Source organism: Shigella flexneri 2a str. 301 (assembly GCF_000006925.2).
In the GTDB taxonomy this organism is placed as follows: domain Bacteria; phylum Pseudomonadota; class Gammaproteobacteria; order Enterobacterales; family Enterobacteriaceae; genus ECMA0423.
This window is the reverse complement of sequence record NC_004337.2, coordinates 223,640-248,299: the sequence shown is the minus strand read 5'-3', so window position 1 is coordinate 248,299 and position 24,660 is coordinate 223,640. Positions and strand designations below refer to the sequence as shown.

Below are 24,660 nucleotides of genomic sequence, written 5' to 3'. Positions count from 1 at the left end.
CTTAAAACAACGAGCCAAGCAATCCGATACCAGCACCAATACCAGCGCCCCAAGGCGTTGATGTTCCCAAAAGGCTGGCAAGACCTGCACCGGCAATCGCACCAGACGTGCCACCGCTAATTGCAGTCTGAAGACTTGATGGTTTATTGGCATTAGCAGCGGCAAGAGCTGCGCTTTGCTGTGCAATGCTGCTCATGTTGTTGGCGTACGTCTGCCCGGCGTTTGCCTGACCTTGCAGCGCACCAAGCCCAACGTTTGCCAGATTGTTGTAATTGCTCATCTGATTTGATAACCAAGACTGACCGAGTGTCGGCGCGATCGTAGCCAGTTGATTGCTTGTGGCTGTCGAACCAAGTCCACCCGTCGCCTCCGCAGCAGCAAGACTCTGGTAACGCGCCTGCCCTGCAAGGTCTTTATACTGCTTAGAGTTGTAATACTGATTAAGTGCCTGCCCCTGACCTTCTAAACTGGAAAGGTTCTGAAGCTGGTTAACATACTGCTCCGCAAGAGGCGTGAACGGAGCAAGGTTTTTCATGATCGTCTGCCACTGCTGATTTTGCAGGTCTGCAGCATACTTCTGGGCTTCTGCTGCATACTTTGCGCTTTTATCAGAACTGCCACCTTTCCCGCCTTTTTCAGGGCAATAAGGTTCCTCGCCGCGCAGTTTTCTGCCCAGCTTAAATGCATATAACATGGCTATCTCCCGTGATTCAGGAAGTCGATTAGTTCTTCGCGTGTGGCGCTGTAAAAAGTCACGTCATCCACGCCTTTGAAGTATTTCTTGATGGTTCCTACACGCTTAAGGCCAATCATTGCGCAGTACATCTGACCGTGTCGGAATTTGCGTGCAGCGAACGATGTTACGCACTGAACGGTGGTGTTAGTCAGAATGTATCGCCAGAACGCCAGCCCAATTTCCTTGCTGAAGCCGCGAATCTCTGGCAGGTACATGGCGTGGCAATCTAATGTCAGCGGCTGAATCTCCTGATAGTAAACAATGCCGCCAAACTGACCGTGCACGTTCACCTCAAAGTAACGGCATTCAGGTTTGTAGTCGTATCCATCACCGTTGTTGCTCCCGGCGATAATGTCAGGGTGATTTCCGACTGCTTCTATCAGGTCGATGTTTCGCGTTGGTTTGAATGTAATCATCACTGCTCCGCGATTATCTTGATGGTTGTGGCAGTAAACGCCGCACCATTCGACTGAATGGTTAACGTACTGCCATTTGTGGCAAGAAAGCCGTCTTTATCCACGCTGAAGAACGTAGCTAACAGGATGTTGTCGGTTGTTGTCGCCGCATTACGACTGCTGACCAGTGTGTCAGGAACAGAGCCGGAAAAGGTTAGCTGCATTGACCTGTTGGCGGTTCCGCTGGGCCACGTGCCGACAATCGACAACTTGAAGAGCAGGGTTTTGTTCTCGTTGAACACAACCATCTTGTTGTTAACGGTGTCGAAGAATGGTGCCAACGAGCCGGATGACGGTGTGAGCGTTTTCAGCAGGCTAACAAGGTTGGTCGGCGCTGTCGGGATGGTTACAGATACACCAGAGTAAACAACCTCTGACTTCTTGCGTGTGGTTGCATACTCCAGAGCATCGATGCGCGTTTCATGGTCTGAAACCTGCGACTCCAGCGACTGAACTCTTGTGTCAAGCGACGAAATATCGCTTTCATTCTGAGCTATTCGTGTTTCATGGTCCTGAAGAGTTGATTCTGCCTGTCTGATTCGCTCCTCATGATTAACAAGCGTTGCTTCCGCAGCAGAAATTCGCTGCTCATGGTCAGCGAGAATCACATCCTGCTCATCGTTCCTGACCTGTGCATCATAAGCGCCCTGTCCGGCCTCGTTGGCTTTGTTAGCCACGTTACCAACATCAGTGCCCTGTGCGATAACGTAAAGCAGATACGACTGCGAGAAGATATTGCGTGGAAGGACTGATGTATCGAGCCGCGTAGCTTGGATGATTACCGGCACATTGAGATTCGAATCAGCCATTACTCAATCCTTATCTGAGCGCCAGACAGAGTGACAGGTGACTTCGTGATAACGCGCAATTTGAAGCCGACATTTTTCCTGATGCGCCCTACTCGCTTCCACAAAACACGCTTGTCGTAAACGAACGGTTCATTCTGCTCAATCATCTGCTCACGCCCGTAATTGATGCAGTCAGTGGTTGCAGAGAGAAAAAGGCGGTCGGCGTACTGCGCAACGCCAGTTGACGATTCAACCTCAAGGTCGAACACTCTGGCGTTATCCGCTTTGAAGAGTGGAGTAAACAGCAGGTGTTCCTGTTGCTTGTCGTACTGGCTGCTGATATCGAATTGCAGTTTCCCGGTAACAGATTCCAGCTTATCGCCGCACGTTATCTGATTGCCTTCGTAAACGAAGTCGATAGCGCGGTACACATCGTCATACAGACCTGTTTTCAGCACACACCATTGTGGGCCATTGGCGATTGAAGATGCGTCGTACACGAGGACGTGACGCGGAAGGTGGATAATCAGCAACTCATGAGCATCAAATCGCAGCGATTCCATCACACCATCAGCCAGTTCATCAGCAGTGTAGGAGCGGAGGATTTTCTCAATGCTCGCGCTGGCAATTGGTGACACCTGACCGGAGTCGATGATATACACAGACGGCGCACCCGTTGCCGGATTGCTGATAAACGCATACGAATCAGCGAATGGCGTTTTGCAGTAAGTTCCGGCAATGCCTTTCTGCACCATCAGCGATGGTTGTGCAACATACAAAGCGGCACCAACGGTGGTTGCGCCAGTCAGGGAGAAATATTCAATAGTCGATGAACCAAAGCAGACGATGAAGTCTCGCCATGTCCCGATACCGATGATGCCGTCAGGCTGAGACTCGGCACGATATTGTGCGCTGTAACGGTCAGGATGAGATTCGTCTTCAAGGTCAGTGATAAACCATGAATCAGTTCCGTCTTTTGACCACGCATAACGCCCACGTAAGCGCGTAATGTCGCGAACTGAACCTAACTCATACTGAGTGAATCCACTGTCTGTAGGCCAGTTTGAGACGGTTTTGACCGTGCCATCATAGCGATACTCGACCAGTTGACCATTAACGCCTACCGCCTGTGATGTCCGACCATGCGCCATTGATACACGACCACTTCCGGCAACATCACCGACTTCACTTTCTCCTTTGTACAGCTTGCCGCCACACACGCGATAAACAGCATTCTGCGCCATGTTGTACTCGACGCCGCGAGATACACCGTTCACGTCAGAACGTTTGGCAATGCCCGGGAATGAGCGAAGATATCCGCTGCTGTTCAGGATTTCTTTGGGTGTAGCCAGCATATTCACTGGCAGATAGTCGATATAGTCGGCGTTTCGGAAGTCTTTGCCGACACCTTTCATAAGCGGAAGTTGCTGAATAGGCATTATTCGCTCCCGTTATCGCAAGGTTCCTTTCGGTGGAAGTAATTCCAACCATTCCACTTCGCCAACTGGTTACCACTACCAACAGGCATACGGTTTGGATAACCGGACTTACATTTAGCTGCTTTTGCCCTGTCCATTGCAGACAGTTTGACGAGTCGCTCTTTCCCGTATCTGGCAGTGGTTATAAGTTTTGCAGACGCTTCCAGCGCATAATCTGGAGCAATTCGGCAGGCAAGGTTGAAAATGACGGCATTGATAGCGTTATTTGATAAACCGTGCTCATCGCCCGGATCCGGAGCAACATCTGCATCAGCAAAAATGTAGCCAACGTTGATACCAGGTGACGCATCACCGCCAAGCCATTCAGCCATCATCATTTCAAGGTCGTTGACGCCGTCTTCCATAGACTGCGGTTCGACATCGGTTAACGTGGCATTTGATGCAACACCGAGCTTACGTAATGCCGCAAGAACTAAATCACCCTTCGTTGTCAGGTTCATCTGCTGCCGCCTTAGGTTTTCGACCAGGCTTTTTACGCTGTTTTTCTTCTGGCTCTGGCTCTGCAACATCCTTCAAAAGGTCATCAGGATGTGAAAACCAGCCAGCATCCAGATATTCCTGAAGCTCTTCGGCTTTCACGATTTCAAAGTCGTAGCCAACGCCTTTCCACTTCTTCATGTCGCCATGACGAAAGATCATGTGTGTCATGCTTGTCTCCAGATAAAAACGGGAGCCGAAGCTCCCTCTGGTTATCACGCGGTCTGGTTAGGCAGACCAACACCAATTGCCTCTGGTCGTACAGCACATGCTGAATACCACACAGCAATACGGCACTTACCAGACAGAGTGTTGATATCACCCTGCGTTGCGAAGATGCCGTTAACACCAATACCTGGAATGCTGAAGGAAGACGTTTTCATGCCAGCAAACAGTTCATGGGTTACCGGGATCGGCTGAGACAGCAGGCGGATTGAGTCATCAGCCCAGAACACGTTAGCGGTGGTTGTTGCCACGTTCAGAACGTTTACCGGAGTGGTATCAGCAAGAGAGGTGTTTACGTTAGCGTAAGCCTTCTCTTCTTTTGTCAGTGACGCGTCATCCAGCGCAATCGGCTTCGGCGTGATTTCGATGTGAGTACCATCGATCACACGGGTGATTGAGAAAGTCGCGTCATCAGTCAGCACATTCTTCGCCATCTGAGACAGGAACTTCACACCAATGAAGCTGATTTTGTCGCCGCGCTTAAATCCGGTGGTGGAGGATACGGTCACCGTTGCAACACGGTTGTCGACGTTCTCTTTGTTACCATCGGTATCAAGGGTGTATGCCTGCGGCTTAAACTTCTGCGCACCAGAAACAGTTACACCAGTCGCGGTTGACTTGGTAACTGCCGGAAGTTTCGGTGAGCGAAGAATTTCATCAAAGCCAGCAATCTGACGCTGAATAGTACCGTTTCGATATGCTTCTTCAGGAACGCGCCCGAAGATGTCACCATCTACCAGGTTGCGGCCTGCTTTGCGGTAATCGTCAGGGTTCAGGAAGTAACTGATGCCCATGTCGCGGTTTAGCTCACGGGAGAACATCAGTCGCTCTGCATCAGACACAAAATCCCAGCCAGGCAGGCCAGTCGATGGACCAATTGCGCGGGTATCGTGAACAACAAGCGAGCCCATTTCAGTTGCCTGTTTGGCAATCGCTGACTCAATGTTATTCGCCAGTTTTTTGGCGGATGCCTGGATGCGGCGACGGTAAGAACGCTCATCACGCAGGTCATCTGCACGAAGCTCGAAGAAATCGTTATCCGGATCGCCCATGTTGCACTTCACGGAGAGTTCCAGAATCCCGGTTGCGTTGCCAGTTAAATCCCAGCCAGTCTGGGTTGGCGCTTCCTGCTCAACAGGCATCCACACGGTGTTGCTTGAACGCTGCATGGATTCTGCCGGAGGGGGGTATTTTGTCACTTTTGACGCCATTGGCGTCAGGTTCTGGACGGTTCCGATGATTTCATCCAGAGCATACGTGACCAGTTGACCTTCATTTAATGCCATTATCGAATTCCTTTATTCAGTTGCGCCTTGAGCTTGCGGTACGTCTCTACATCCCCTTTGTTTGCTGCCGCCTCCATCTGCTTTTCAATCGCAGAGATATTTGCAGCAACAGCATGTCCCTGAATGGGTTCATCAGGTAACGGGGCTTCTGAAACAGGCTTGGCTCGAGGCTTGAGAGTTAAACGTTCTGACAGTCGAGTGAGTTCAATCAGCGCGGATTGCCCGTCCATCGCCAGCAACTGGCGTGTTTTCTCAGGATTAGCACCAAGGTGATACATGAGAGCGGCGGATTTCTCCGGGAAGAGGCGCATGATGTCGGCACCGACTGCTGGCGGCACCAGTTGCATGAATGCATCCTCTTTCTCCTGATAGTCAGGGATATTGAGCTTTTCCGCTGCCTCGTAGTGCTTACGGGCCGCCTCGACGTATTGCGCTGATTGCTGGGTGAACTCCTGAGTTTTGCGACCCTGCTCGGCGACAGCCTGGCTTCGTGCGTCCATAGCCTTGATCTGCCATTCACTGTTTGCCTGCTGGAAGGCAGCCAGTGCGCGGCTCTGGTCATAGTCGTACTTAGCCAGTGCATCTTCGGAAAGATAATCGTTAGGGTCTGGTTGTTTTGGTAACTCAGGGTTCACCCGCAGGTGCTCCGGCAACTCTCCACGCTTAACCGCTTCCATCTGCTGCTCAAGCTCACGCTGGCGTTTGCGTTCGATGCGGCGACGGGCAAATTCAGCATTAGTTGCCGGGTCTTGTTTTGGTTTCTCATCGTCTTTCCGGACAATCTCAAAGCCTTCTTCCTGACCTGCGCTGTCGTTGGCATTATCGACAACTAAGCCATCAGCAGATGCCGCTGCATGATTGCCGGGCAGGGTTAATTCTTCAGAAGCCTGAATGTCGGTGGTTTGGTCCATGATTAACTCTCTCTTATTGAGGTGTCTCGGCTACTCCGCCGGAGGGGATTTGAACTTGACGCATAAGATTCGCGAAATCCATGCGTTGTGAATGAGTCTGGTCTGCATCTTTAAGAAGCAGCTCAGCGTTAGCACGAGCATCTTTGCTGCGCTGTTGCTGGAATTGACCTACGAGCCTGAGGTACTCACGCAGTTCTGCCTGCTTGTCGAGGTCCATATTGTTGAATATTTCTGCAATCTTCGCGGCGTTGAGTTGGTTTTGGGCTTCAACCTTGGCAGCTTCAACCTGAATCTGCGCCTGTTGGTTCTCTGCCTTGAGCAATTCAGCCTGACCTTGCAGAAGGATACCCTGCGCCTGAATTTGCTCTGCTGATGGCTGCTGCGGCTGTTGTTGTGCCTGCTGCACCATCTCCATCTCTTCAGGTGTTTCTGGTTTCTTCAGCCCCATCATCACCAGTTGCTTGTTCGCGTACTCTCGCATCATCTCGACGCCTTTACCGTCAAGCAGCGTGAAGTATTGCAGCATCAGCATCTGGAACTCTGGAGTACCTTGCGGAACCTTGGTGAGCAACTCCTGAATCTCTGCGCGGTTCTGTTCCTTCATACTCTGGAAGGATGGCCCAACGTCTGTATAGCACTCATATCGACCGCGAATGTCGTTGAGTGTGACCACATTGCCGGACTGGTAATCGACAACTTGCGCATAGAGTTGAACGTCTTTCTCGCTTCCATCTTCAAGTGTCAGCGTTACATGACGAGGAACGTCATAAATATCGTTGACCATTGAGGCATAAATCTCGCCATCACGTCGCATTGCGGTAGCCAGGTTATCCTGAAACACGTATGTCTCAAGGTCTGCCCGCATGTTCAGTTGATTGACGGTATCAAAAGCGACCTGACCATTTGCCGCCTGCGCATCCACGCCAAGACTAGCCACTTCTTTCACTGCGTTGGTGGCAGCCTCAAGCATGTAAGCGTTGGCTTGCGGCACTTCAGGGTTTTCCATGTAGGAGATTGGACCAATCGGCAGGTCGTTACCGTTTTCATCAGTCCTGTTCTGCAGATAGTACGGATAGTCATCATTTCCGCCGTACATGTATTCGTAGCCTTCGATTTGCTCAGGGAAGAAGGTCGGTTTCTTCTTCGGTGACCGAGCAACAATATCGGCGTTGAACGACATAATCATGTTACGAAGGCGTTGACCGTCTTTCGTCAGCCTTACCACACCCTCGTAGCACTCCTTGTCACCAGCGAATGACCATTCGCCATACACTGGAACGATTGGAATATGCTCTCCGGCTATCTTCTCGCGGTCTTTCAGTATCTGCGTACAGGTGATGATCGACTTATACACACGCCGACGCTTCACCTTGCGCTCTGCTACCTTAATGAATCCACGATTAGCCAGGTCGTCGATGACGTCTTTGATATCCTGCTGGTAATAGCTGACCGGCTCACCTGTCAGCGGGTCGCGGTAGATGAAGACCTTCTCCTTCTCCTCTTCTACCTCGTAATACTCAGCGACGTAGACGACATCATTCGACACCCACGGGAATAGCCATGTATCGTTAGGATTCTGGAAAGATGGCAGGGTATCCGGGTCAATACCGTAATCCTCTGCGAACTCTTTCCAGCCATTGCGCGACAAGGCGTTAATCACCGTGCAGTGCTTAGCGTCGCTCTTATCCATCTGCTTGCTGTTGGCGTCCCATATGACGTGTGAGCAGGCTTCATGGATTGGCAGGCGTCGGATTACCTGATTGTTGCTTGTTGGATCGTTGTCTTCGTACTGCGTGACCAGACGCCATGCACCAACGCCTGACTCTATCTGCTCACGAACGCCAACGTTAACGGCAATCTTTGCCGTGTTATGGCGCATATCAGTACGATACATCCCCATCAATACATCGGCTGCATCAGGATTAGCGCCGTCTTTGGGTCGGAAGAGAACGTCGACAGGGTTCCGGCGCATCTCTGCGACCAGTTTCCTGACCTCCGGGCGAACAACATCGAATTGTCCGCGATATTGCAGGGTAGTGTAGTTTGATAGCCAGTCATCCCATTGCGACACTCGGCTAAAATACAGGTCATTTGTCGCCTCGGTTCTGGCTTCATCGCTCGCCATCCAGTCTGCGTCAAACTTACACAGAATGGAATTGAGTCTGTTTTCGTCGGCCATTTAAGTTCTCCGTGCGATGGGCCTGATTGGGGCTGGTATCTTTTTCTCTTTTGGTTTTTTGATGTCGCGCATCATTTTTGCGAAGCGGCGCATCATGTATGCATAGCGAACGGCGGATAGCACGTCGTCGTTAAGCTTGACGATTTTCCCGTTTTCATCACGGTGATAGAGGCGGAACTCCTCAAAGAATGGCTCACAGGTATTGAATACTTTGAAGCGACCATCGAGCATCATGTCGCGCAATTCAGTGATGCCTGGCTCAACAGCGTTACCGCCATCAGGCCATGTCGCATGCTCCTGCAACATCATAAATCCAGCGTCTGCATACTGCCCTTTGAGCTGCTCACCGCCGCCCTTCTCGTGCTGGTTTCCATCATGAGGCCATGCGGTTGGCACTTTATGCGCCCATGATTTAACGGCTCCCCACGCCTGAACGGCTGTTTTTTCTTTCGCCTTCCACACGCGTGAAACGTAGATTGTGTCTGCCTCCTTATCCCACCAAAGCTGAACTTGCGCCTGTGGGTGATCCCATCCGAAATCCATCCCGCCAATTACGTAGAAGTGATCAGGACACTCGAACGGCTGACACTTAATCGTCTCTTCCGGTATCTGGAAGATTCGACCACTACCCATCGTAGGAATACCGCGAGCACGCGCCTCTCTCTCATGCTCGGGATATGATGCGATGATTTGCTCTTTCTGCTCGTCGGTATAGTGCTCAGCGTCATAGATGGTCATGTTGACCACTTTCTGCGACTTGCTGGGGTTCTTCAGGAACTTGGTAACAACGTCAGACATCCCCATCAGCGGGGTAAACGTCAGAATTGAGAATTGCCCGTATTTGTTGGTACGGGTAAGACCTTCGCCATAAATGCTGTATGGTGGCTCTTCGTCAAACCACACGCCGTGGATTGTGTCACCCTGCCAGCGAGCACGGCCTTGCGAGTATGGCTTGAAGTAGCAGATTGAAATGCCATCTTCAACGCCATCAGCCGTGTGATGCTTAACCAGAAGGTGATCAACAAGGTTCGGAAAGAAAGGTGAAGTGGCACACTGAATTTGGCCACCTGAACAGAGGTGATATGCTCACCTCAGAACAACACAGGTGCTCCAATGAAAAAAAGAAATTTTAGCGCAGAGTTTAAACGCGAATCCGCTCAACTGGTTGTTGACCAGAAATACACGGTGGCAGATGCCGCCAAAGCTATGGATGTTGGCCTTTCCACAATGACAAGATGGGTCAAACAACTGCGTGATGAGCGTCAGGGCAAAACACCAAAAGCCTCCCCCATTACCCCGGAACAAATTGAAATCCGTGAGCTCAGGAAAAAGCTACAACGCATTGAAATGGAGAATGAAATATTAAAAAAGGCTACCGCGCTCTTGATGTCAGACTCCCTGAACAGTTCTCGATAATCGGGAAACTCAGAGCGCATTATCCTGTGGTCACACTCTGCCATGTGTTCGGGGTTCATCGCAGCAGCTACAGATACTGGAAAAACCGTCCTGAAAAACCAGACGGCAGACGGGCTGTATTACGCAGTCAGGTACTTGAGCTACATGGCATCAGCCACGGTTCGGCCGGAGCAAGAAGCATCGCCACAATGGCAACCCGGAGAGGCTACCAGATGGGACGCTGGCTTGCTGGCAGGCTCATGAAAGAGCTGGGGCTGGTCAGCTGTCAGCAGCCGACTCGCCGGTATAAACGTGGTGGTCATGAACATGTTGCTATCCCTAACTACCTTGAAAGGCAGTTCGCCGGTGACCGAGCCAAATCAGGTGTGGTGCGGTGATGTGACCTATATCTGGACGGGTAAGCGCTGGGCGTACCTCGCCGTTGTTCTCGACCTGTTCGCAAGAAAACCAGTGGGCTGGGCCATGTCGTTCTCGCCGGACAGCAGGCTCACCATGAAAGCGCTGGAAATGGCATGGGAAACCCGTGGTAAGCCCGGCGGGGTGATGTTCCACAGCGATCAGGGCAGTCATTATACGAGCAGGCAGTTCCGGCAGTTATTGTGGCGATACCAGATCAGACAGAGTATGAGCCGGCGCGGAAACTGCTGGGATAACAGCCCAATGGAACGCTTCTTCAGGAGTCTGAAGAACGAATGGATGCCGGTGGTGGGTTACGTAAGCTTCAGCGAGGCAGCTCACGCCATAACGGACTATATCGTTGGATATTACAGCGCACTAAGACCGCACGAATATAACGGTGGGTTACCCCCAAACGAATCGGAAAATCGATACTGGAAAAACTCTAACTCGGTGGCCAGTTTTTGTTGACCACTTCAAGACGATGGATGAAGAATATCGTAAAGACCTGCAACTGTGGTTTGGTCTTACGCATGCGTCGTTCTGCGTGATGCCGCGAGTATTCATGGAGGCTATGCCTCCAGAATGGCAAGAGAAGATGGCTCAGTTGCTTTTTGAGTATAGCGACACGATCAAAACGGATGTCTGCGGAGTTCACAGCTGTTTTGTTACTGCCAAAGACGGCAACAACCGCTTTATGAGGATGCCAGAAGATATTCTGAACTATCGTCATCCTCGACGTGAATTCATCGAATCATTTCTGAAGAAGTAGCCATTACAAAGCCTATCTACGGGTGGGTTTGATAATGGCTTATACTGGATTTGCCCCTATATTTCCAGACATCTGTTATCACTTAACCCATTACAAGCCCGCTGCCGCAGATATTCCCGTGGCGAGCGATAACCCAGCGCACTATGCGGATGCCATTCGTTATAATGCTCGAACGCCTCTGCAAGGTTCTTTGCTGCCGTTAACCCGTCTGGTTTGGGCATGATACTGATGTAGTCACGCTTTATCGTTTTCACGAAGCTCTCTGCTATTCCGTTACTCTCCGGACTCCGCACCGCCGTGTTCTTCGGTTCAAGTCCCAACATCCGGGCGAACTGGCGTGTTTCATTAGCCCGGTAGCATGAACCATTATCCGTCAGCCACTCCACTGGAGACGACGGAAGATCGTTGCCGAAGCGGCGTTCCACCGCTCCCAGCATGACGTCCTGTACTGTTTCACTGTTGAAGCCGCCGGTAGTCCCCGCCCAGTGCAGTGCCTCACGATCACAGCAGTCCAGCGCGAACGTGACACGCAGTCTCTCTCCGTTATCACAGCAGAACTCGAACCCGTCAGAGCACCATCGCTGATTGCTTTCTTTCACGGCTACTCTGCCTGTATGTGCCCGTTTCGATGGCGGTACAGCAGGTTTTCGCTCAAGCAACAGCGCATTCTGGCGCATGATCCGGTAAACACGTTTGGCATTGATCGCAGGCATACCATCAAGTTCTGCCTGTCTGCGAAGCAGCGCCCATACCCGACGATAACCATACGTGGGCAGCTCTCCGATAACATGGTGTATACGGAGAAGCACATCCGTATCATCAGTGTGACGACTGCGGCGGCCATCCATCCAGTCATCGGTTCGTCTGAGAATGACGTGCAACTGCGCACGCGACACCCGGAGACAACGGCTGACTAAGCTTACTCCCCATCCCCGGGCAATAAGGGCGCGTGCGCTATCCACTTTTTTGCCCGTCCATATTCAACGGCTTCTTTGAGGAGTTCATTTTCCATCGTTTTCTTGCCGAGCAGGCGCTGGAGTTCTTTAATCTGCTTCATGGCGGCAGCAAGTTCAGAGGCAGGAACAACCTGTTCTCCGGCGGCCACAGCAGTAAGACTTCCTTCCTGGTATTGCTTACGCCAGAGAAATAACTGGCTGGCTGCTACACCATGTTGCCGGGCAACGAGGGAGACCGTCATCCCCGGTTCAAAGCTCTGCTGAACAATTGCGATCTTTTCCTGTGTGGTACGCCGTCTGCGTTTCTCCGGCCCTAAGACATCAATAATCTGTTCTCCAATGACAAGTCTAAAAACTAGTATTAAGACTATCACTTAAATAAGTGATACTGGTTGTCTGGAGATTCAGGGGGCCAGTCTATACACAATGAAACCAAATATTACGTGGGGACTCCAAAAAATACAGGCGCACGGGATCGCCGATAACACAATTTACGCGACTGAAGGAACACAAATTATCTTCACCGTTACCTCTCCCTGGATTCCTGTTTTTAAGGTGAATGATGATGTAAAGATTGCCCTCACTCTGACCCGCCACGAAGAAGCATGGTGGATTATCAATCAGTCTACCGAATATTGCTGTACGGTAAACGACCAGATTGTGGAACCTCATCACCGTATGCGTCTGAATGAAGGCGACCTGATAGAATGGGGGTTATCTTCATAGTGCCTTGTACATGGCAATCCATCATCTCCGAACCTGAGCACAGTAAAAACGATATCGCAGACTGCCATCACGTCGGAAGCAATAACCGAATATCTGGATCTGGATTGGTTCAGGCAGCAGCATCTGACATCACAAAATCCATTCGATATCATTCCTGTTCATGGAGCCTCCTCCACCGGAGAAGGTGCGGAAAAAGGAAATGCCCTGACCCGACTTTATCAGGAATACCGCGAGGCGTTGTTATCTCCCGAACAAGATCTTAATCGCCATGCTGATCCTTTTCCTTTTAACGAAGAGCCCTCCTCGCAGGATCTGGATTCATTGCGTGACCTGGTCACCGAAGCCGAGACATTGCAGGATATGGTCACTGGTGGGTTAAGCATTGACGCTATTCTCAATGTACTGGATGCCACTGGCGAAGATGAAACTATCTGGCCTGTCGAAAAGACTCCCCCTGATATCCTGCATTTACTTTCCCCGGAATACGCCCCGGAAACAGCGCATAACACCGTACTGCCAGATCTGACACGGAAAGAGCATCGCATCATTGGCATTGACAGCCATTACCGGATAAACCCGGCACAACATGGAGAGATATATCATGACAAACAATAACGAGCTACCGATTACCTTGTCGGCGCTGCTGCGGGATTATTCCGTGGTGGAGGGCATTCAGATGGCAGAGCAACAGGTCAGGATGCACCCAGCGCAGGCCTCCCGCCGCCACAGCCTGTTTCAGTTATTGTGCGTGGCAGGCGACTGGTCGCGGGCACTGCAACAGATCCAGCTATGCGCCCGGATGGACGCAAATTATACTCGCGAAGCGCAGGTATTTGGCGAGCTGATCCGCTGTGAGATATACCGCCACGCCTGCTTTCAGGGCGAACAGCGGCCCGGTGTTATTCTCCCGCCGCCCGCCTGGATGGAGGATCTGCTGACCGCCCTCGCCTGTAACGCCCGTGGTGAAGCGCAGGAAGCTGATGCTCACCGCAGCCGCGCGCTTGAGGCCATAACAGACACTTCCGGGCAGTGGAATGGCGGCGCATTTGACTGGATTAGCGACAGCGACTCCCGTACCGGTCCGGTACTCGAACTGATCGCGGGCGGAGCATATATCTGGCTGCCGTTTTCACAAATCTGTTCGCTGAAATCGCCGCGGCCTGCGCATCTGATCGATTTGATCTGGAAACCCGTCAACGTCACCCTGAACAATGGCGATACACACAGTGCCTAGCTGTTTCCCCGCTACAGCGGCTCTGAAAAGGCTGCCGACTCCCTGCGTCTGTGCCGGGAAACGGTCTGGCAGGACGGTCCGGGAGAGACACTGGTACAGGCGCTGGGTCAGAGGGTGTGGCTCACCGGTCACGGCGATATCAGCCTGCTGGATTTGTCCACCTGTACCTTTAACACCGCTGAAGGAAGCGACGCGTGAGCGCTTCCCGCCAGCGTCCAGGCAATCACCTGCTGCCCACGCTGTTTGACCGCCTGTGTGACGACGCCCCAAACCAGAAACGCGACCACGGTATCAGCGTCAGTCCGGTTCAGATTAAGGAGATCATCCGCCGGGATTTGTCATTTCTGCTCAACACCGTCAGCCATGAAGATGATATTGATGCTGCACGTTATCCGTACGCGGCAGCGTCCGTACTTAACTACGGCCTGCCGCCACTGGCGGGCAGCTTTCTGTATGAGCACAAGTGGGACGATATCCGCAGGGCCATTTTGCGAACCATCACCCGGTTTGAACCCCGGCTGAAAGCGTCCACTCTGCAAATCATCCCACTTCAGGATGAGCGCCGCCAGAGTGGCCATAACACATTACAGTTTGAAATTCGCGGCGAGATCCTCACGCAGCCGTATCCGACTGCATTCCGGGTACGTAGCGCGCTGGATATGGAGCAGAGTCGCATTACGTTTTTTTAATTCAGAGAGAGACCGATGGATCCACGGCTACTGGAATACTACAACCGCGAACTGAGCTATCTGCGGGAAACGGGAGCCGAATTTGCCGCCCGTCATCCCAAAGTCGCCGCCCGGCTGGGCATGCAGGGAACGGATATTGCCGATCCGTATGTAGAGCGAATGGTCGAGGCCTTCAGCTTCCTGACCGCCCGCACGCAGCTAAAAATTGACGCTGAATTCCCCCGTTTCACCCAGCGCCTGCTGGAAGTGGTCAGCCCCAATTACGTCACACCCACGCCCTCAATGAGCGTGGCGCAGTTGCATCCCGATACGGAAGAAGGCGATCTGGCGAAAGGATTTACCGTCCCGCGCGACACAGCCTTTTTCTCCGCCATTCCGGAAGGCGAAAGCACTGCCTGCCAGTTTCGCAGCAGCCAGGATGTAACGCTGTGGCCGCTCGCCATCGAAGAGGCGCGACTGACCGCCGCGCCACCGGATATGCCTGCCCTGCACCGCTACCTGCCGGCCAACATTCACGTCGCCGGGGCGCTGCGTATTACCCTGCGCACCTTTGGTGAACTAACGTTCAGTCAGCTTGCCGGACTGGACAGGCTGCCGTTTTATCTCTGCGGCGAGGAGCGTACGGCCTCACACCTGTTAGAACTTCTACATACCAGCGCCATCGCGCCCCTGGCTGGCATTCCGGGGCATTTTGACGGCGCGCTGGATGTGAATCTGCAACAGCCCGTTATGTACGAAGGCCTGGAGCCGGATCAGGGGCTGCTGCCGCTGGCGTGGAACGTGTTTCACGGTCATAACCTGCTGCATGAATATTTTGCCTGTCCGGAACGCTTCTATTTTTTCACCCCGACAGGCCTGTCTGCCGGATTACAGAAAATTGACGGTGGCGTGGCGGAGATTGTTATCCTGCTGAACCGCCTGCCGCCGGACTGGCTGATCCACCAGACAAATGCGGCACAGTTCAGCCTGTTCTGTACCCCGGTTATCAACCTGTTTCCCCGCGTCACCGCCCGGATCGATGTCACGCACAGCACGACGGAACAGCATCTGGTGGTGGACAGAACCCATCCGCTGGATTATGAGGTGTTCTCGGTCCAGGAAGTGGAAGGGCTGGAAACCGACACCACACGGAAGATGGCCTTTCGCCCGCTCTACCACACCCGCAATAATGATGAAGGCAATCACGGACGTTATTTTTCCCTGCGCCGGGAGCCCCGCCGCTTATCAGAAAACGCCCGCCGTTACGGCACCCGTACCCCCTATACGGGCTCGGAAGTGTTCCTGTCGCTGGTTGACCAGTATGAAGCGCCGTACCCGGAAAATCTGCGCCACATCACCATCACGGCCATGGTCACTAACCGCGATCTGCCCTGTCTTATTGCCCGCAATGGCCGGGACGATCTAACCGTGGATGCAGCCATCCCGGTGGCGGGCGTAGGGCTTATCCGCCCGCCACGCTCGCCGCAGCCCCCGATGGCTGAACGTGAGATGGCATGGCGGTTGATCCGCCAGTTATCTTTTAATTATCTGCCGCTGGCCGATCTGGATCACCGTACCGGCGGCCAGGCGTTGCGAGATCTGCTGAACCTGTTTATTCCTGCTCATGACAGTCCGCAATCGCGCCAGGTGCGCAGCCTGATTGGTTGTAAAACGACCCCGGTCACCCGCCGTCTGCCCGGTTCCGGACTACTGGTCTATGGGCGTGGCGTCAGTTGTGAACTGACGGTGGATGAAGAAGGTTTTTCCGGCATCAGTCCGTATCTGTTCGGCCTGGTGCTGGAACACTATATCGCCCGCCATGTTTCCATTAATACCTTCTCGCAGATGACGCTGCACAGCATGCAGCGCGGCAAAATTATGACCTGGCCTGTCAGGGCGGGACAGCGGGGAAGCGTATGAGCAACGATTTCACTCAGGCGCAGGCCCCCCCCTGGCGTTACGGTTTTCTGAACCTGATGCGCCGCGTGGATGTGCAGTTGTGTACCGTTCCGGCGGGCAACACCTGGCAACCACGGATGGAAAAATTTCGCCTCGGACAAACGCCCGCGCTGACCTTTGCGCCACGAGAAATCGCCAGTGTGGGCTGGCAGGAAGGGCGCCTGCACATCAGTCTGTACAGCCTCGTGCTGTGGGGGCCGAACGGTCCACTGCCGCTGCACTACACCGAACTGGCGCGTAACCGGACTGAAAGCCGACGCTGACCCGTTTTTCTGATCTTTTTCATCACCGCTGGCTGACGCAGTTTTACCAGGCATGGCGCAGCGCCCAGTCCGCTGGGGGCGGTCTGGATAAACCGCAACATGACCGCTTTGCCTTTTATGTCGCCAGCCTCAGCGGGCAGGATTTGCGGGAGAGCGCTGACAGCCCGTTGCCAGATCACGCTCGTCTGGCGGCATCGGCCCATCTGGTGCGTGAGTCCCGCAATCCGGACGGTCTGGCCACCACGCTGGCGCACTGAGGATAATTAAATGGAAATATTCCTGTCTGACCCAATTTCGGCGGAATGCCCCTGCGGCCCGGATCTGGAGTACGATCCGGAATACCTGCTGCTGTTCACCCGCGCCGCACCGCGTGAAGAAGCGCAATATGGCGATTTTGTCAGTACGCCGGAAAACATTAACTGGGCGGAGCTTGAGCGGGACGCCCATCGTCTGCTGATGCGCAGCAAAGATATCCGCATTCTGGTTGTCCTGCTGCGCTGCCGTATCCAGCAGGCCGGTGCCAGGGGACTGTCGGAGGCGCTCACGCTGCTGGAAACGTTGTGCTCCACGTACCCGGACGCCATCCATCCTCAACTGCTCGCGACTGAAGATATCACCGCCGAAGATGCTGCGGTGGCACGCAGTAACGCGCTGGCGGCGTTGCTGGACCACGAAGGTGTAATGGCGGATATTCGTGGCATTACACTGTCAAATAATGCTGCCATGCGCCTTCAGGTGCGGGATGTGGAGCGTTCGCTATCTGCATTACGCCCGGCGGATGCGCTGGCACCAGAATCGGTACGCCAGCAACTGGCAGACCTGGAAGCGCGCGGCACACTGCCGCTGGATGCCTTTCGCCAGGCAGCAGAGACCACTGAGCGGCTGCAACGCCATGCGCGTGAAACGCTGAATGACCAGGCACCGGACTTCTCCCGTCTGACGCAACTGCTGGCCCTGTTACCGGGAGCAGTGCAGAGCACCACGCCGGAGATCCTGCCACAACCACAGGCTGAGCAGCCGGAAAACGCCACCATCGTTCATACTGAACAGATGCAGGCAGAGCAGATTGCGCTACCGGTGCATATCGCGGAGGAAATATCACCGATGACCGGCGCAGAACCCCGGCAGATCCGCGACCGAAACGACGCGCTGGAACGCCTGCGTGTCATCCGTCGCTGGTTTGAGCACAGCGAACCGAGCAGCCCGACCATTCCTTTGCTGCGCCAGGCAGAACGCCTGGTCGGAAAACGCGTCTCGGAGGTAATAAATGAAATTCCAGTAGAACTGCTGGAGAAATGGGATGCGCTGGAGTAACAGAAGTGGCCAGAATTTATAATGTCTGGCCATTTTTTAAATCATATCCGTTTTACTTCGGAGTGAAAAATTCTCACTTCACCAAAACGACGAAAGCCCGAATCATTACTGATTCGGGCTTTCTGAATATTGGCGGAACGGACGGGACTCGAACCCGCGACCCCCTGCGTGACAGGCAGGTATTCTAACCGACTGAACTACCGCTCCGCGTTGTGTTCCGCTGGGAACGAGGCGAATATTACGGATTGCCTCGACCTTCGTCAACGATTTTTCTCATCTTTTGAATCGTTTGCTGCAAAAATCGCCCAAGTCGCTATTTTTAGCGCCTTTTACATGTATTTATGCCCGCCAGAGGCAGCTTCCGCCTTTTTTCTGCACCAGATCGAGACGGGCTTCATGTGCTGCCAGCTCTTCATCTGTCGCAAAAACAACGCGTAACTTACTTGCCTGACGTACAATGCGCTGAATTGTTGCTTCACCTTGTTGCTGCTGTGTCTCTCCTTCCATCGCAAAAGCCATCGACGTTTGACCACCGGTCATCGCCAGATAAACTTCCGCAAGGATCTGGGCATCGAGTAATGCCCCGTGCAGCGTTCGTTTACTGTTATCTATTTCGTAGCGGGCACATAGCGCATCGAGGCTGTTGCGTTTACCGGGAAACATTTTCCTCGCCACCGCAAGGCTATCGGTGACCTTACAGAAGGTATTGGTCTTCGGAATATCGCGCTTAAGCAACGAAAACTCGTAGTCCATAAAGCCTATATCGAACGCTGCGTTATGGATCACCAACTCCGCGCCGCGGATATAGTCCATAAACTCATCGGCTACTTCGGCAAACGTGGGCTTATCGAGCAAAAATTCATCAGCAATACCATGTACGCCAAAGGCTTCCGGATCCACCAGCCGATCGGGTTTGAGATAAACATGGAAGTTATTGCCCGTCAGGCGACGGTTCACTACTTCAACAGCACCAATCTCAATGATCTTGTGGCCTTCATAGTGTGCACCAATCTGGTTCATACCGGTGGTTTCGGTATCGAGAACGATCTGGCGTGTAATTGCAGTGCTCATAGCGGTCATTTATGTCAGACTTGTCGTTTTACAGTTCGATTCAATTACAGGAAGTCTACCAGAGATGCTTAAACAGGTAGAAATTTTCACCGATGGTTCGTGTCTGGGTAATCCTGGACCTGGGGGTTACGGCGCTATTTTACGCTATCGCGGACGCGAGAAAACCTTTAGCGCAGGCTACACCCGCACCACCAACAACCGTATGGAGTTGATGGCCGCTATTGTCGCGCTGGAGGCGTTAAAAGAACATTGCGAAGTCATTTTGAGTACCGACAGCCAGTATGTCCGCCAGGGTATCACCCAGTGGATCCATAACTGGAAAAAACGTGGCTGGAAAACAGCAGACAAAAAACCAGTAAAAAATGTCGATCTCTGGCAACGTCTTGATGCTGCATTGGGGCAGCATCAAATCAAATGGGAATGGGTTAAAGGCCATGCCGGACACCCGGAAAACGAACGCTGTGATGAACTGGCTCGTGCCGCGGCGATGAATCCCACACTGGAAGATACGGGCTACCAAGTCGAAGTTTAAGCCTGTGGTTTACGACATTGCCGGGTGGCTCCAACCGCCTGGCGAATTCGTGGCTTGTTTTTACTCTGTTTCATCGGATTTAGCGTTAAAGGAATAGTCCGTTTCCGGGCAACAATAAGTTGTAAGCAACCAAGCGCAGGAATATGCGCATTCAATAGTTTTCCTCCGTGTTTGTTCCACGGGAGAACGTGGAAACGGCTGGCGTGCAGCACTTCAAAATTCAACAAAGAGAGCCAGTCCAGTTGCCGCATCAGAGTAAACATCCGGCTATTATAGGGCGAGGTTTTGCGCAATACCGGCACAAGTTTGCGTAATCCCATTAAACTGATGGGGTTGAAGCCACTAATCACCAGCCAGCCATCATCAATCAGTACCCGATCGGCTTCACGTAATAAACGATGCGGATCGGTGCACCACGGCAAGGTATGTGCCAGTAGACAAATATCAACGGATTTATCGGCAAAAGGAAGATGAAGTGGATCCGCCTGCACCTGGACGGGCATTCCTTGCGCAGAAACATTCACTTGATGAGAAACCGCGCACGCTTCGCAATTGATTTCTGCGCTTAAATTGCCAATCTTAAGCAGATGAAAACCATACATTTTAGTGAACCACGGGTTGAGCTGGCGCTCCAGCGCCTTGCGATAAAGCTCTCCCCAGGGCAAATCGCCCCAGCAATCAGGAGCCACGACAGTTTGAGGGACTCTTGCCGGTTTCATCACAACCTTCCGTTTTACACTGAGAGGTAATCTATGAATCTTAACAGTATTCCCGCCTTTGATGACAATTACATCTGGGTTTTGAATGATGAGGCAGGTCGCTGCCTGATTGTCGATCCCGGAGACGCAGAGCCAGTATTAAACGCCATTACCGCCAATAACTGGCAACCGGAGGCCATATTTCTAACCCACCATCACCACGATCACGTTGGCGGCGTAAAAGAACTGGTGGAAAAGTTTCCGCAAATTGTAGTGTATGGTCCACAAGAGACACAAGATAAGGGAACAACACAGGTAGTCAAAGATGGCGAAACTGCCTTCGTTTTAGGGCATGAATTTAGTGTAATTACCACACCGGGTCACACTTTAGGACATATCTGTTACTTCAGTAAACCTTATCTATTTTGCGGCGACACGCTGTTTTCTGGTGGGTGTGGTCGGTTGTTTGAAGGGACAGCTTTACAAATGTATCAATCACTTAAAAAGCTAAGTGCGTTACCTGACGATACATTGGTATGTTGTGCTCATGAATATACGTTATCAAATATGAAGTTTGCTTTGAGTATTTTTCCGCACGATTTGTCCATAAATGATTATTATCGTAAAGTTAAGGAGTTACGGGCAAAAAATCAAATAACACTACCCGTAATTCTGAAAAATGAGCGGCAAATTAATGTTTTTTTAAGAACGGAAGATATTGATTTAATTAATGGAATTAATGAAGAAACATTATTGCAACAACCTGAAGAGCGTTTTGCATGGTTAAGGTCAAAGAAAGATAGGTTCTGATAAAACTTTCTTGTCATCGGCTCCGTTCGCCGTTATGATCGGTCGTCTTTTAAGCAACTATTGACACACACATGAAGGCAAAAGCGATATTACTCGCCTCTGTCCTGCTCGTGGGTTGCCAGAGTACCGGCAACGTTCAACAGCACGCACAGAGCCTTTCTGCAGCTGGTCAAGGGGAAGCAGCAAAGTTTACAAGTCAGGCACGATGGATGGACGATGGGACGTCTATCGCGCCAGATGGTGACTTGTGGGCTTTCATTGGCGACGAGCTAAAGATGGGAATTCCGGAAAATGACCGGATTCGCGAACAGAAACAGAAATATTTACGCAATAAGAGCTATCTCCACGATGTAACTTTACGGGCAGAGCCGTATATGTACTGGATAGCAGGGCAAGTTAAAAAACGTAACATGCCTATGGAACTGGTACTACTACCCATAGTGGAGAGCGCTTTTGATCCTCACGCAACGTCTGGCGCCAATGCCGCAGGCATCTGGCAGATCATTCCGAGCACGGGGCGCAATTATGGTTTGAAACAGACCCGCAATTATGACGCGCGTCGCGATGTTGTTGCTTCAACAACTGCCGCGCTGAATATGATGCAGCGTCTGAACAAAATGTTTGACGACGACTGGCTTCTGACCGTAGCGGCTTATAACAGCGGCGAAGGTCGGGTCATGAAGGCAATTAAAACGAACAAAGCGCGTGGGAAATCCACGGACTTCTGGTCGTTACCGTTGCCGCAGGAAACGAAGCAGTACGTGCCTAAAATGCTGGCATTGAGTGATATTCTCAAAAACAGCAAGCGTTATGGCGTACGTCTGCCAACGACCGATGAAAGCCGTGCTCTGGCGCGTGTGCACCTGAGTAGCCCGGTTGAAATGGCGAAGGTTGCAGATATGGCGGGGATTTCCGTCAGCAAGCTGAAGACATTCAACGCTGGCGTGAAAGGCTCCACGCTGGGCGCAAGTGGGCCGCAGTACGTGATGGTGCCAAAGAAGCATGCAGATCAACTGCGTGAATCTCTCGCTTCAGGCGAAATTGCTGCTGTACAGTCGACGCTGGTTGCCAACAATACGCCGCTTAACAGCCGTGTTTACACCGTACGCTCTGGCGACACGCTTTCAAGCATCGCTTCACGTCTCGGCGTAAGCACCAAAGATTTGCAGCAGTGGAACAAACTGCGCGGATCTAAGCTGAAGCCAGGCCAAAGTTTGACGATTGGTGCACAGCGACTGGCAAACAACAGCGATAGCATTACGTATCGTGTGCGCAAAGGCGATTCGCTTTCAAGCATTGCTAAACGCCACGGCGTGAACATCAAAGATGTGATGCGCTGGAACAGCGACACTGCGAATCTGCAACCAGGCGACAAGCTGACGTTGTTTGTGAAAAACAACAACATGCCAGATTCCTGACAAACCAGATAATAAAAAGGTACCGATTCCCCCGGTGCCTTTTTTATTTATGCCGCTTTATGTGCTTCTACCATGATGATATCACTGGTGAAAGAGCCGTCATTCTGCAAGGCAAAATACGTTCTCACCTCTGTCGATGCGCTCTGTTGGTAAATGCGAATAGCGTCTACTAACGCTTCTGGCGTACGCATTCTCGCGACCCATGAACAAAATTCCAGCGGTAACTTATCTGTAATTAAATTATCAACTATCAGATTGGCTTCATTGATTAACCTCAACCACTCACCGCTGGCGTAGTTTCGTACGTGAGAGGTATCGCGTAATGCTTCTACCGTCTGTAACCAGATGTCGCGCACTGGATGACCCGGAGACATTACGTCCATCACAATCATCCTACCGCCAGGTTTCAATATCCGGTTCACTTCACGCAGTGCTGCACCAACATCATGCCAGTGATGGGCAGAATAACGGCTGATAACAATATCAAATGCGTTATCGGCAAATGGCAGACTTTCGGCATATCCCTGGCGGGTGGTGATATTTTTCAGTTGCCGGGCTTCGGCAGCTTGTGCCACGACATCCAGCATTTGGGCAGATAAGTCATACGCCACCACCGCGCTCACGTTTTGCGCAGCAACAAAGCTGGCATGCCCTGCTCCGCAGCCCATATCAAGTGCACTTGCACCAGGATAATCAGCCAGACGCACCGCCAGGCGCTGTAAATCTCGTCCGGATGCATGTACGGTACTGGTCAGATATTCGCAGGCTTGAGAGCTAAACTGCTTTTCTACGTGGTCATGGTGGGATTGTGTTGTCATTGCGCTGTCCTTTTGTTGTTTGAGTATAAAAGGACAGCGCCAAACGTTGGTCTGCCCTGTGGCAGACCTGACATACCTTATTTATCAGGCTTGCCGGGACTGAATTCAACGAGTAGCGGATTGTGATCGGAAGCGCGCGTAACCAATACAGAAGCTTCGCTGACGTTCAGACCACGGTAGAAAACAAAATCGAGCGGGCGGCCAAACGCCCGACGGCGCTGATCATCGGTAAAACGCACCTGGCGCAGCGACATTTCCCGCGCAAAGCGATATAACGCGTTCATCCTTCTACGGCTCCAGGCATTGAAATCTCCCGCCATAATGACCGGGCCGCTGTGGTGAGCTATCTGATCACCAATAGGAAGTAACTGCTTACTATAGACATCCACGCCCAGACTGAAGTTGACGGCGTGTATATTAACCACCATCAACAGGCGGGTGTCAGGTAATGGATAGACCGTCACCAGTGCCGACTTCGCCAGACGCAAAATGGGTTCTCGTTCACGTAACGGGCAGCAATACACTGGATGCGCCGCCGAAAGGGTCATTACACCGGAAGGATGTTGTGGCAGCACGAAAGCGGGCACCTGATCGGCGGCAAGATAGTTAGCGGTCGCAAACTGTACTAACTCTGGCGTTGTCTGCGCTTCCTGCAATAACACCAGATGTGCATCTTTGCCGTAGTTCTTTAATACCGACAACCATTCAGCGCGTTGCTGTTTGTATATGTTCCACACCAGGATCCGAATACGCTCTTCGGTACTTAACGGTTCTCCAGGTGGTAATGCCTGGCCGATGCTCGCAAAAGACCCCGGCGGTAAGATCCTTTCCGCAGGTTGTCCGGCAACATAGCGCATGGCATAGGTGTTTTTTCGCACTTTTGACTTTGAAACCTCTATTACGTCAACCCTTCCGCACTCGGGAGGGTTCTACTGTTATAGGGATTTTAGCTCACTCTTTCAACGAGCAATTGTATATTGTTATGTAAGCAAGTGCTTACACCTGTCAGAAATTTGCTCATTATTGAGAACATTAAATCGGATGACATATCAC

General features: G+C 52.1%; 23 protein-coding genes, 1 tRNA gene, 4 pseudogenes and 2 other annotated features. Of the genes and pseudogenes, 11 read left to right on the top strand and 17 right to left on the bottom strand.

Features of this window, described 5'->3' with window-relative positions; genetic code table 11:
* Nucleotide 1 precedes the first annotated feature (1 nt).
* From SF0224 to SF0215, 10 genes are read right to left on the bottom strand one after another with little or no spacing between them, the layout of a single operon-like run.
* Nucleotides 2-694: a DNA transfer protein gene (locus SF0224; protein NP_706179.1), complete on the bottom strand. Its 693-nt coding sequence runs from the start codon at nucleotides 692-694 to the stop codon at nucleotides 2-4.
* A gap of 2 nt (nucleotides 695-696) precedes the next feature.
* A complete protein-coding gene (locus tag SF0223; protein ID NP_706178.2) occupies nucleotides 697-1,152 on the bottom strand; it encodes a head assembly protein in 456 nt (151 codons plus the stop codon).
* Nucleotides 1,152-2,000, bottom strand: coding sequence for a packaged DNA stabilization protein (locus SF0222; RefSeq protein ID NP_706177.1), 849 nt, complete (start codon nucleotides 1,998-2,000; stop codon nucleotides 1,152-1,154). The genes SF0223 and SF0222 overlap by 1 nt, the downstream gene beginning before the upstream one ends.
* Nucleotides 2,000-3,418 (bottom strand): packaged DNA stabilization protein, encoded by a 1,419-nt coding sequence (locus SF0221; RefSeq protein NP_706176.1) that lies wholly within the window; start codon nucleotides 3,416-3,418, stop codon nucleotides 2,000-2,002. The genes SF0222 and SF0221 overlap by 1 nt, the downstream gene beginning before the upstream one ends.
* Nucleotides 3,418-3,918 carry a DNA stabilization protein gene (locus SF0220; protein ID NP_706175.1) on the bottom strand — a complete coding sequence of 167 codons (501 nt, stop codon included), beginning with the start codon at nucleotides 3,916-3,918 and terminating at the stop codon, nucleotides 3,418-3,420. The genes SF0221 and SF0220 overlap by 1 nt, the downstream gene beginning before the upstream one ends.
* Entirely contained in the window at nucleotides 3,896-4,126 is a 231-nt protein-coding gene (locus SF0219) for a bacteriophage protein (protein NP_706174.2), read from the bottom strand. The genes SF0220 and SF0219 overlap by 23 nt, the downstream gene beginning before the upstream one ends.
* A 44-nt stretch (nucleotides 4,127-4,170) precedes the next feature.
* Nucleotides 4,171-5,466 carry a coat protein gene (locus tag SF0218; protein ID NP_706173.1) on the bottom strand — a complete coding sequence of 432 codons (1,296 nt, stop codon included), beginning with the start codon at nucleotides 5,464-5,466 and terminating at the stop codon, nucleotides 4,171-4,173.
* On the bottom strand, nucleotides 5,466-6,377 hold the full coding sequence (locus SF0217) for a scaffolding protein (protein ID NP_706172.1): 912 nt from the start codon (nucleotides 6,375-6,377) through the stop codon (nucleotides 5,466-5,468). Before SF0217 ends, SF0218 begins: the two co-directional genes overlap by 1 nt.
* A 13-nt stretch (nucleotides 6,378-6,390) precedes the next feature.
* The gene (locus SF0216; protein ID NP_706171.2) at nucleotides 6,391-8,556 is read right to left on the bottom strand and encodes a packaging glycoprotein; all 2,166 of its coding nucleotides are present in this window, start codon (nucleotides 8,554-8,556) and stop codon (nucleotides 6,391-6,393) included.
* Nucleotides 8,557-9,459 carry a terminase large subunit gene (locus SF0215; protein NP_706170.1) on the bottom strand — a complete coding sequence of 301 codons (903 nt, stop codon included), beginning with the start codon at nucleotides 9,457-9,459 and terminating at the stop codon, nucleotides 8,557-8,559.
* Between the two features lie 138 nt (nucleotides 9,460-9,597).
* Nucleotides 9,598-10,847 (top strand) — a mobile genetic element.
* Here SF0215 and SF0214 point away from each other — a divergent pair.
* Together SF0214 and SF0211 are read left to right on the top strand one after the other, a co-directional pair.
* Nucleotides 9,634-10,839: pseudogene (locus SF0214) on the top strand. Its footprint overlaps the feature before it by 1,206 nt.
* Before the next feature lie 5 nt (nucleotides 10,848-10,852).
* The gene (locus SF0211) at nucleotides 10,853-11,140 is read left to right on the top strand and encodes a hypothetical protein (RefSeq protein ID NP_706166.1); all 288 of its coding nucleotides are present in this window, start codon (nucleotides 10,853-10,855) and stop codon (nucleotides 11,138-11,140) included.
* Nucleotides 11,141-11,185: 45 nt separating this feature from the next.
* Nucleotides 11,186-12,516: a mobile genetic element, on the bottom strand.
* On the opposite strand, the gene SF0210 is transcribed toward SF0211, so the two are convergent.
* Both SF0210 and SF0209 read right to left on the bottom strand, forming a co-directional pair.
* Nucleotides 11,197-12,102 carry an IS2 transposase TnpB gene (locus SF0210; protein NP_706165.1) on the bottom strand — a complete coding sequence of 302 codons (906 nt, stop codon included), beginning with the start codon at nucleotides 12,100-12,102 and terminating at the stop codon, nucleotides 11,197-11,199. Its footprint overlaps the feature before it by 906 nt.
* Nucleotides 12,060-12,470, bottom strand: coding sequence for an IS2 repressor TnpA (locus SF0209; protein ID NP_706164.1), 411 nt, complete (start codon nucleotides 12,468-12,470; stop codon nucleotides 12,060-12,062). (Lies within the feature at nucleotides 11,186-12,516.) The genes SF0210 and SF0209 overlap by 43 nt, the downstream gene beginning before the upstream one ends.
* 6 nt (nucleotides 12,517-12,522) lie before the next feature.
* Between SF0209 and SF0208 the strand changes: the two are divergent.
* From SF0208 to safA, 6 genes and pseudogenes are all read left to right on the top strand, one after another.
* Nucleotides 12,523-13,437: pseudogene (locus SF0208) on the top strand.
* A gap of 618 nt (nucleotides 13,438-14,055) precedes the next feature.
* A pseudogene (locus tag SF0206) lies at nucleotides 14,056-14,254 on the top strand.
* The gene (locus tag SF0205; protein NP_706160.2) at nucleotides 14,251-14,745 is read left to right on the top strand and encodes a hypothetical protein; all 495 of its coding nucleotides are present in this window, start codon (nucleotides 14,251-14,253) and stop codon (nucleotides 14,743-14,745) included. Before SF0206 ends, SF0205 begins: the two are co-directional and overlap by 4 nt.
* Before the next feature lie 15 nt (nucleotides 14,746-14,760).
* Nucleotides 14,761-16,644, top strand: coding sequence for an outer membrane usher protein (gene safC / locus SF0204; protein ID NP_706159.1), 1,884 nt, complete (start codon nucleotides 14,761-14,763; stop codon nucleotides 16,642-16,644).
* Nucleotides 16,641-16,959 (top strand): annotated as a pseudogene (gene safB / locus SF0203). The gene safC and the pseudogene safB overlap by 4 nt, the downstream one beginning before the upstream one ends.
* 254 nt (nucleotides 16,960-17,213) lie before the next feature.
* Nucleotides 17,214-18,260 (top strand): hypothetical protein, encoded by a 1,047-nt coding sequence (gene safA, locus SF0202; RefSeq protein ID NP_706157.1) that lies wholly within the window; start codon nucleotides 17,214-17,216, stop codon nucleotides 18,258-18,260.
* A gap of 130 nt (nucleotides 18,261-18,390) precedes the next feature.
* On the opposite strand, the gene SF4442 is transcribed toward safA, so the two are convergent.
* Both SF4442 and dnaQ read right to left on the bottom strand, forming a co-directional pair.
* Nucleotides 18,391-18,467 (bottom strand) — tRNA-Asp (locus SF4442).
* A gap of 132 nt (nucleotides 18,468-18,599) precedes the next feature.
* On the bottom strand, nucleotides 18,600-19,331 hold the full coding sequence (dnaQ, locus tag SF0200) for a DNA polymerase III subunit epsilon (protein ID NP_706156.2): 732 nt from the start codon (nucleotides 19,329-19,331) through the stop codon (nucleotides 18,600-18,602).
* On the opposite strand from dnaQ, the gene rnhA reads away from it, so the two are divergent.
* On the top strand, nucleotides 19,285-19,863 hold the full coding sequence (gene rnhA / locus SF0201; protein ID NP_706155.3) for an RNase HI: 579 nt from the start codon (nucleotides 19,285-19,287) through the stop codon (nucleotides 19,861-19,863). The two genes, dnaQ and rnhA, sit on opposite strands and share 47 nt — an antisense overlap.
* On the opposite strand, the gene yafS is transcribed toward rnhA, so the two are convergent.
* Entirely contained in the window at nucleotides 19,860-20,585 is a 726-nt protein-coding gene (yafS, locus tag SF0199; RefSeq protein ID NP_706154.1) for a hypothetical protein, read from the bottom strand. The genes rnhA and yafS overlap by 4 nt on opposite strands.
* Nucleotides 20,586-20,615: 30 nt before the next feature.
* Here yafS and gloB point away from each other — a divergent pair, with 30 nt between their 5' ends.
* Together gloB and mltD are read left to right on the top strand one after the other, a co-directional pair.
* Nucleotides 20,616-21,371 carry a hydroxyacylglutathione hydrolase gene (gloB, locus tag SF0198; RefSeq protein ID NP_706153.1) on the top strand — a complete coding sequence of 252 codons (756 nt, stop codon included), beginning with the start codon at nucleotides 20,616-20,618 and terminating at the stop codon, nucleotides 21,369-21,371.
* Between the two features lie 71 nt (nucleotides 21,372-21,442).
* Nucleotides 21,443-22,789: a membrane-bound lytic murein transglycosylase D gene (gene mltD, locus SF0197; protein ID NP_706152.2), complete on the top strand. Its 1,347-nt coding sequence runs from the start codon at nucleotides 21,443-21,445 to the stop codon at nucleotides 22,787-22,789.
* Nucleotides 22,790-22,836: 47 nt separating this feature from the next.
* Here mltD and yafE read toward each other — a convergent pair whose 3' ends face one another.
* Together yafE and yafD are read right to left on the bottom strand one after the other, a co-directional pair.
* Entirely contained in the window at nucleotides 22,837-23,457 is a 621-nt protein-coding gene (gene yafE / locus SF0196; protein ID NP_706151.2) for a biotin synthase, read from the bottom strand.
* 227 nt (nucleotides 23,458-23,684) lie between these two features.
* Nucleotides 23,685-24,485 (bottom strand): hypothetical protein, encoded by an 801-nt coding sequence (yafD, locus tag SF0195; RefSeq protein ID NP_706150.1) that lies wholly within the window; start codon nucleotides 24,483-24,485, stop codon nucleotides 23,685-23,687.
* Nucleotides 24,486-24,660 lie beyond the last annotated feature (175 nt).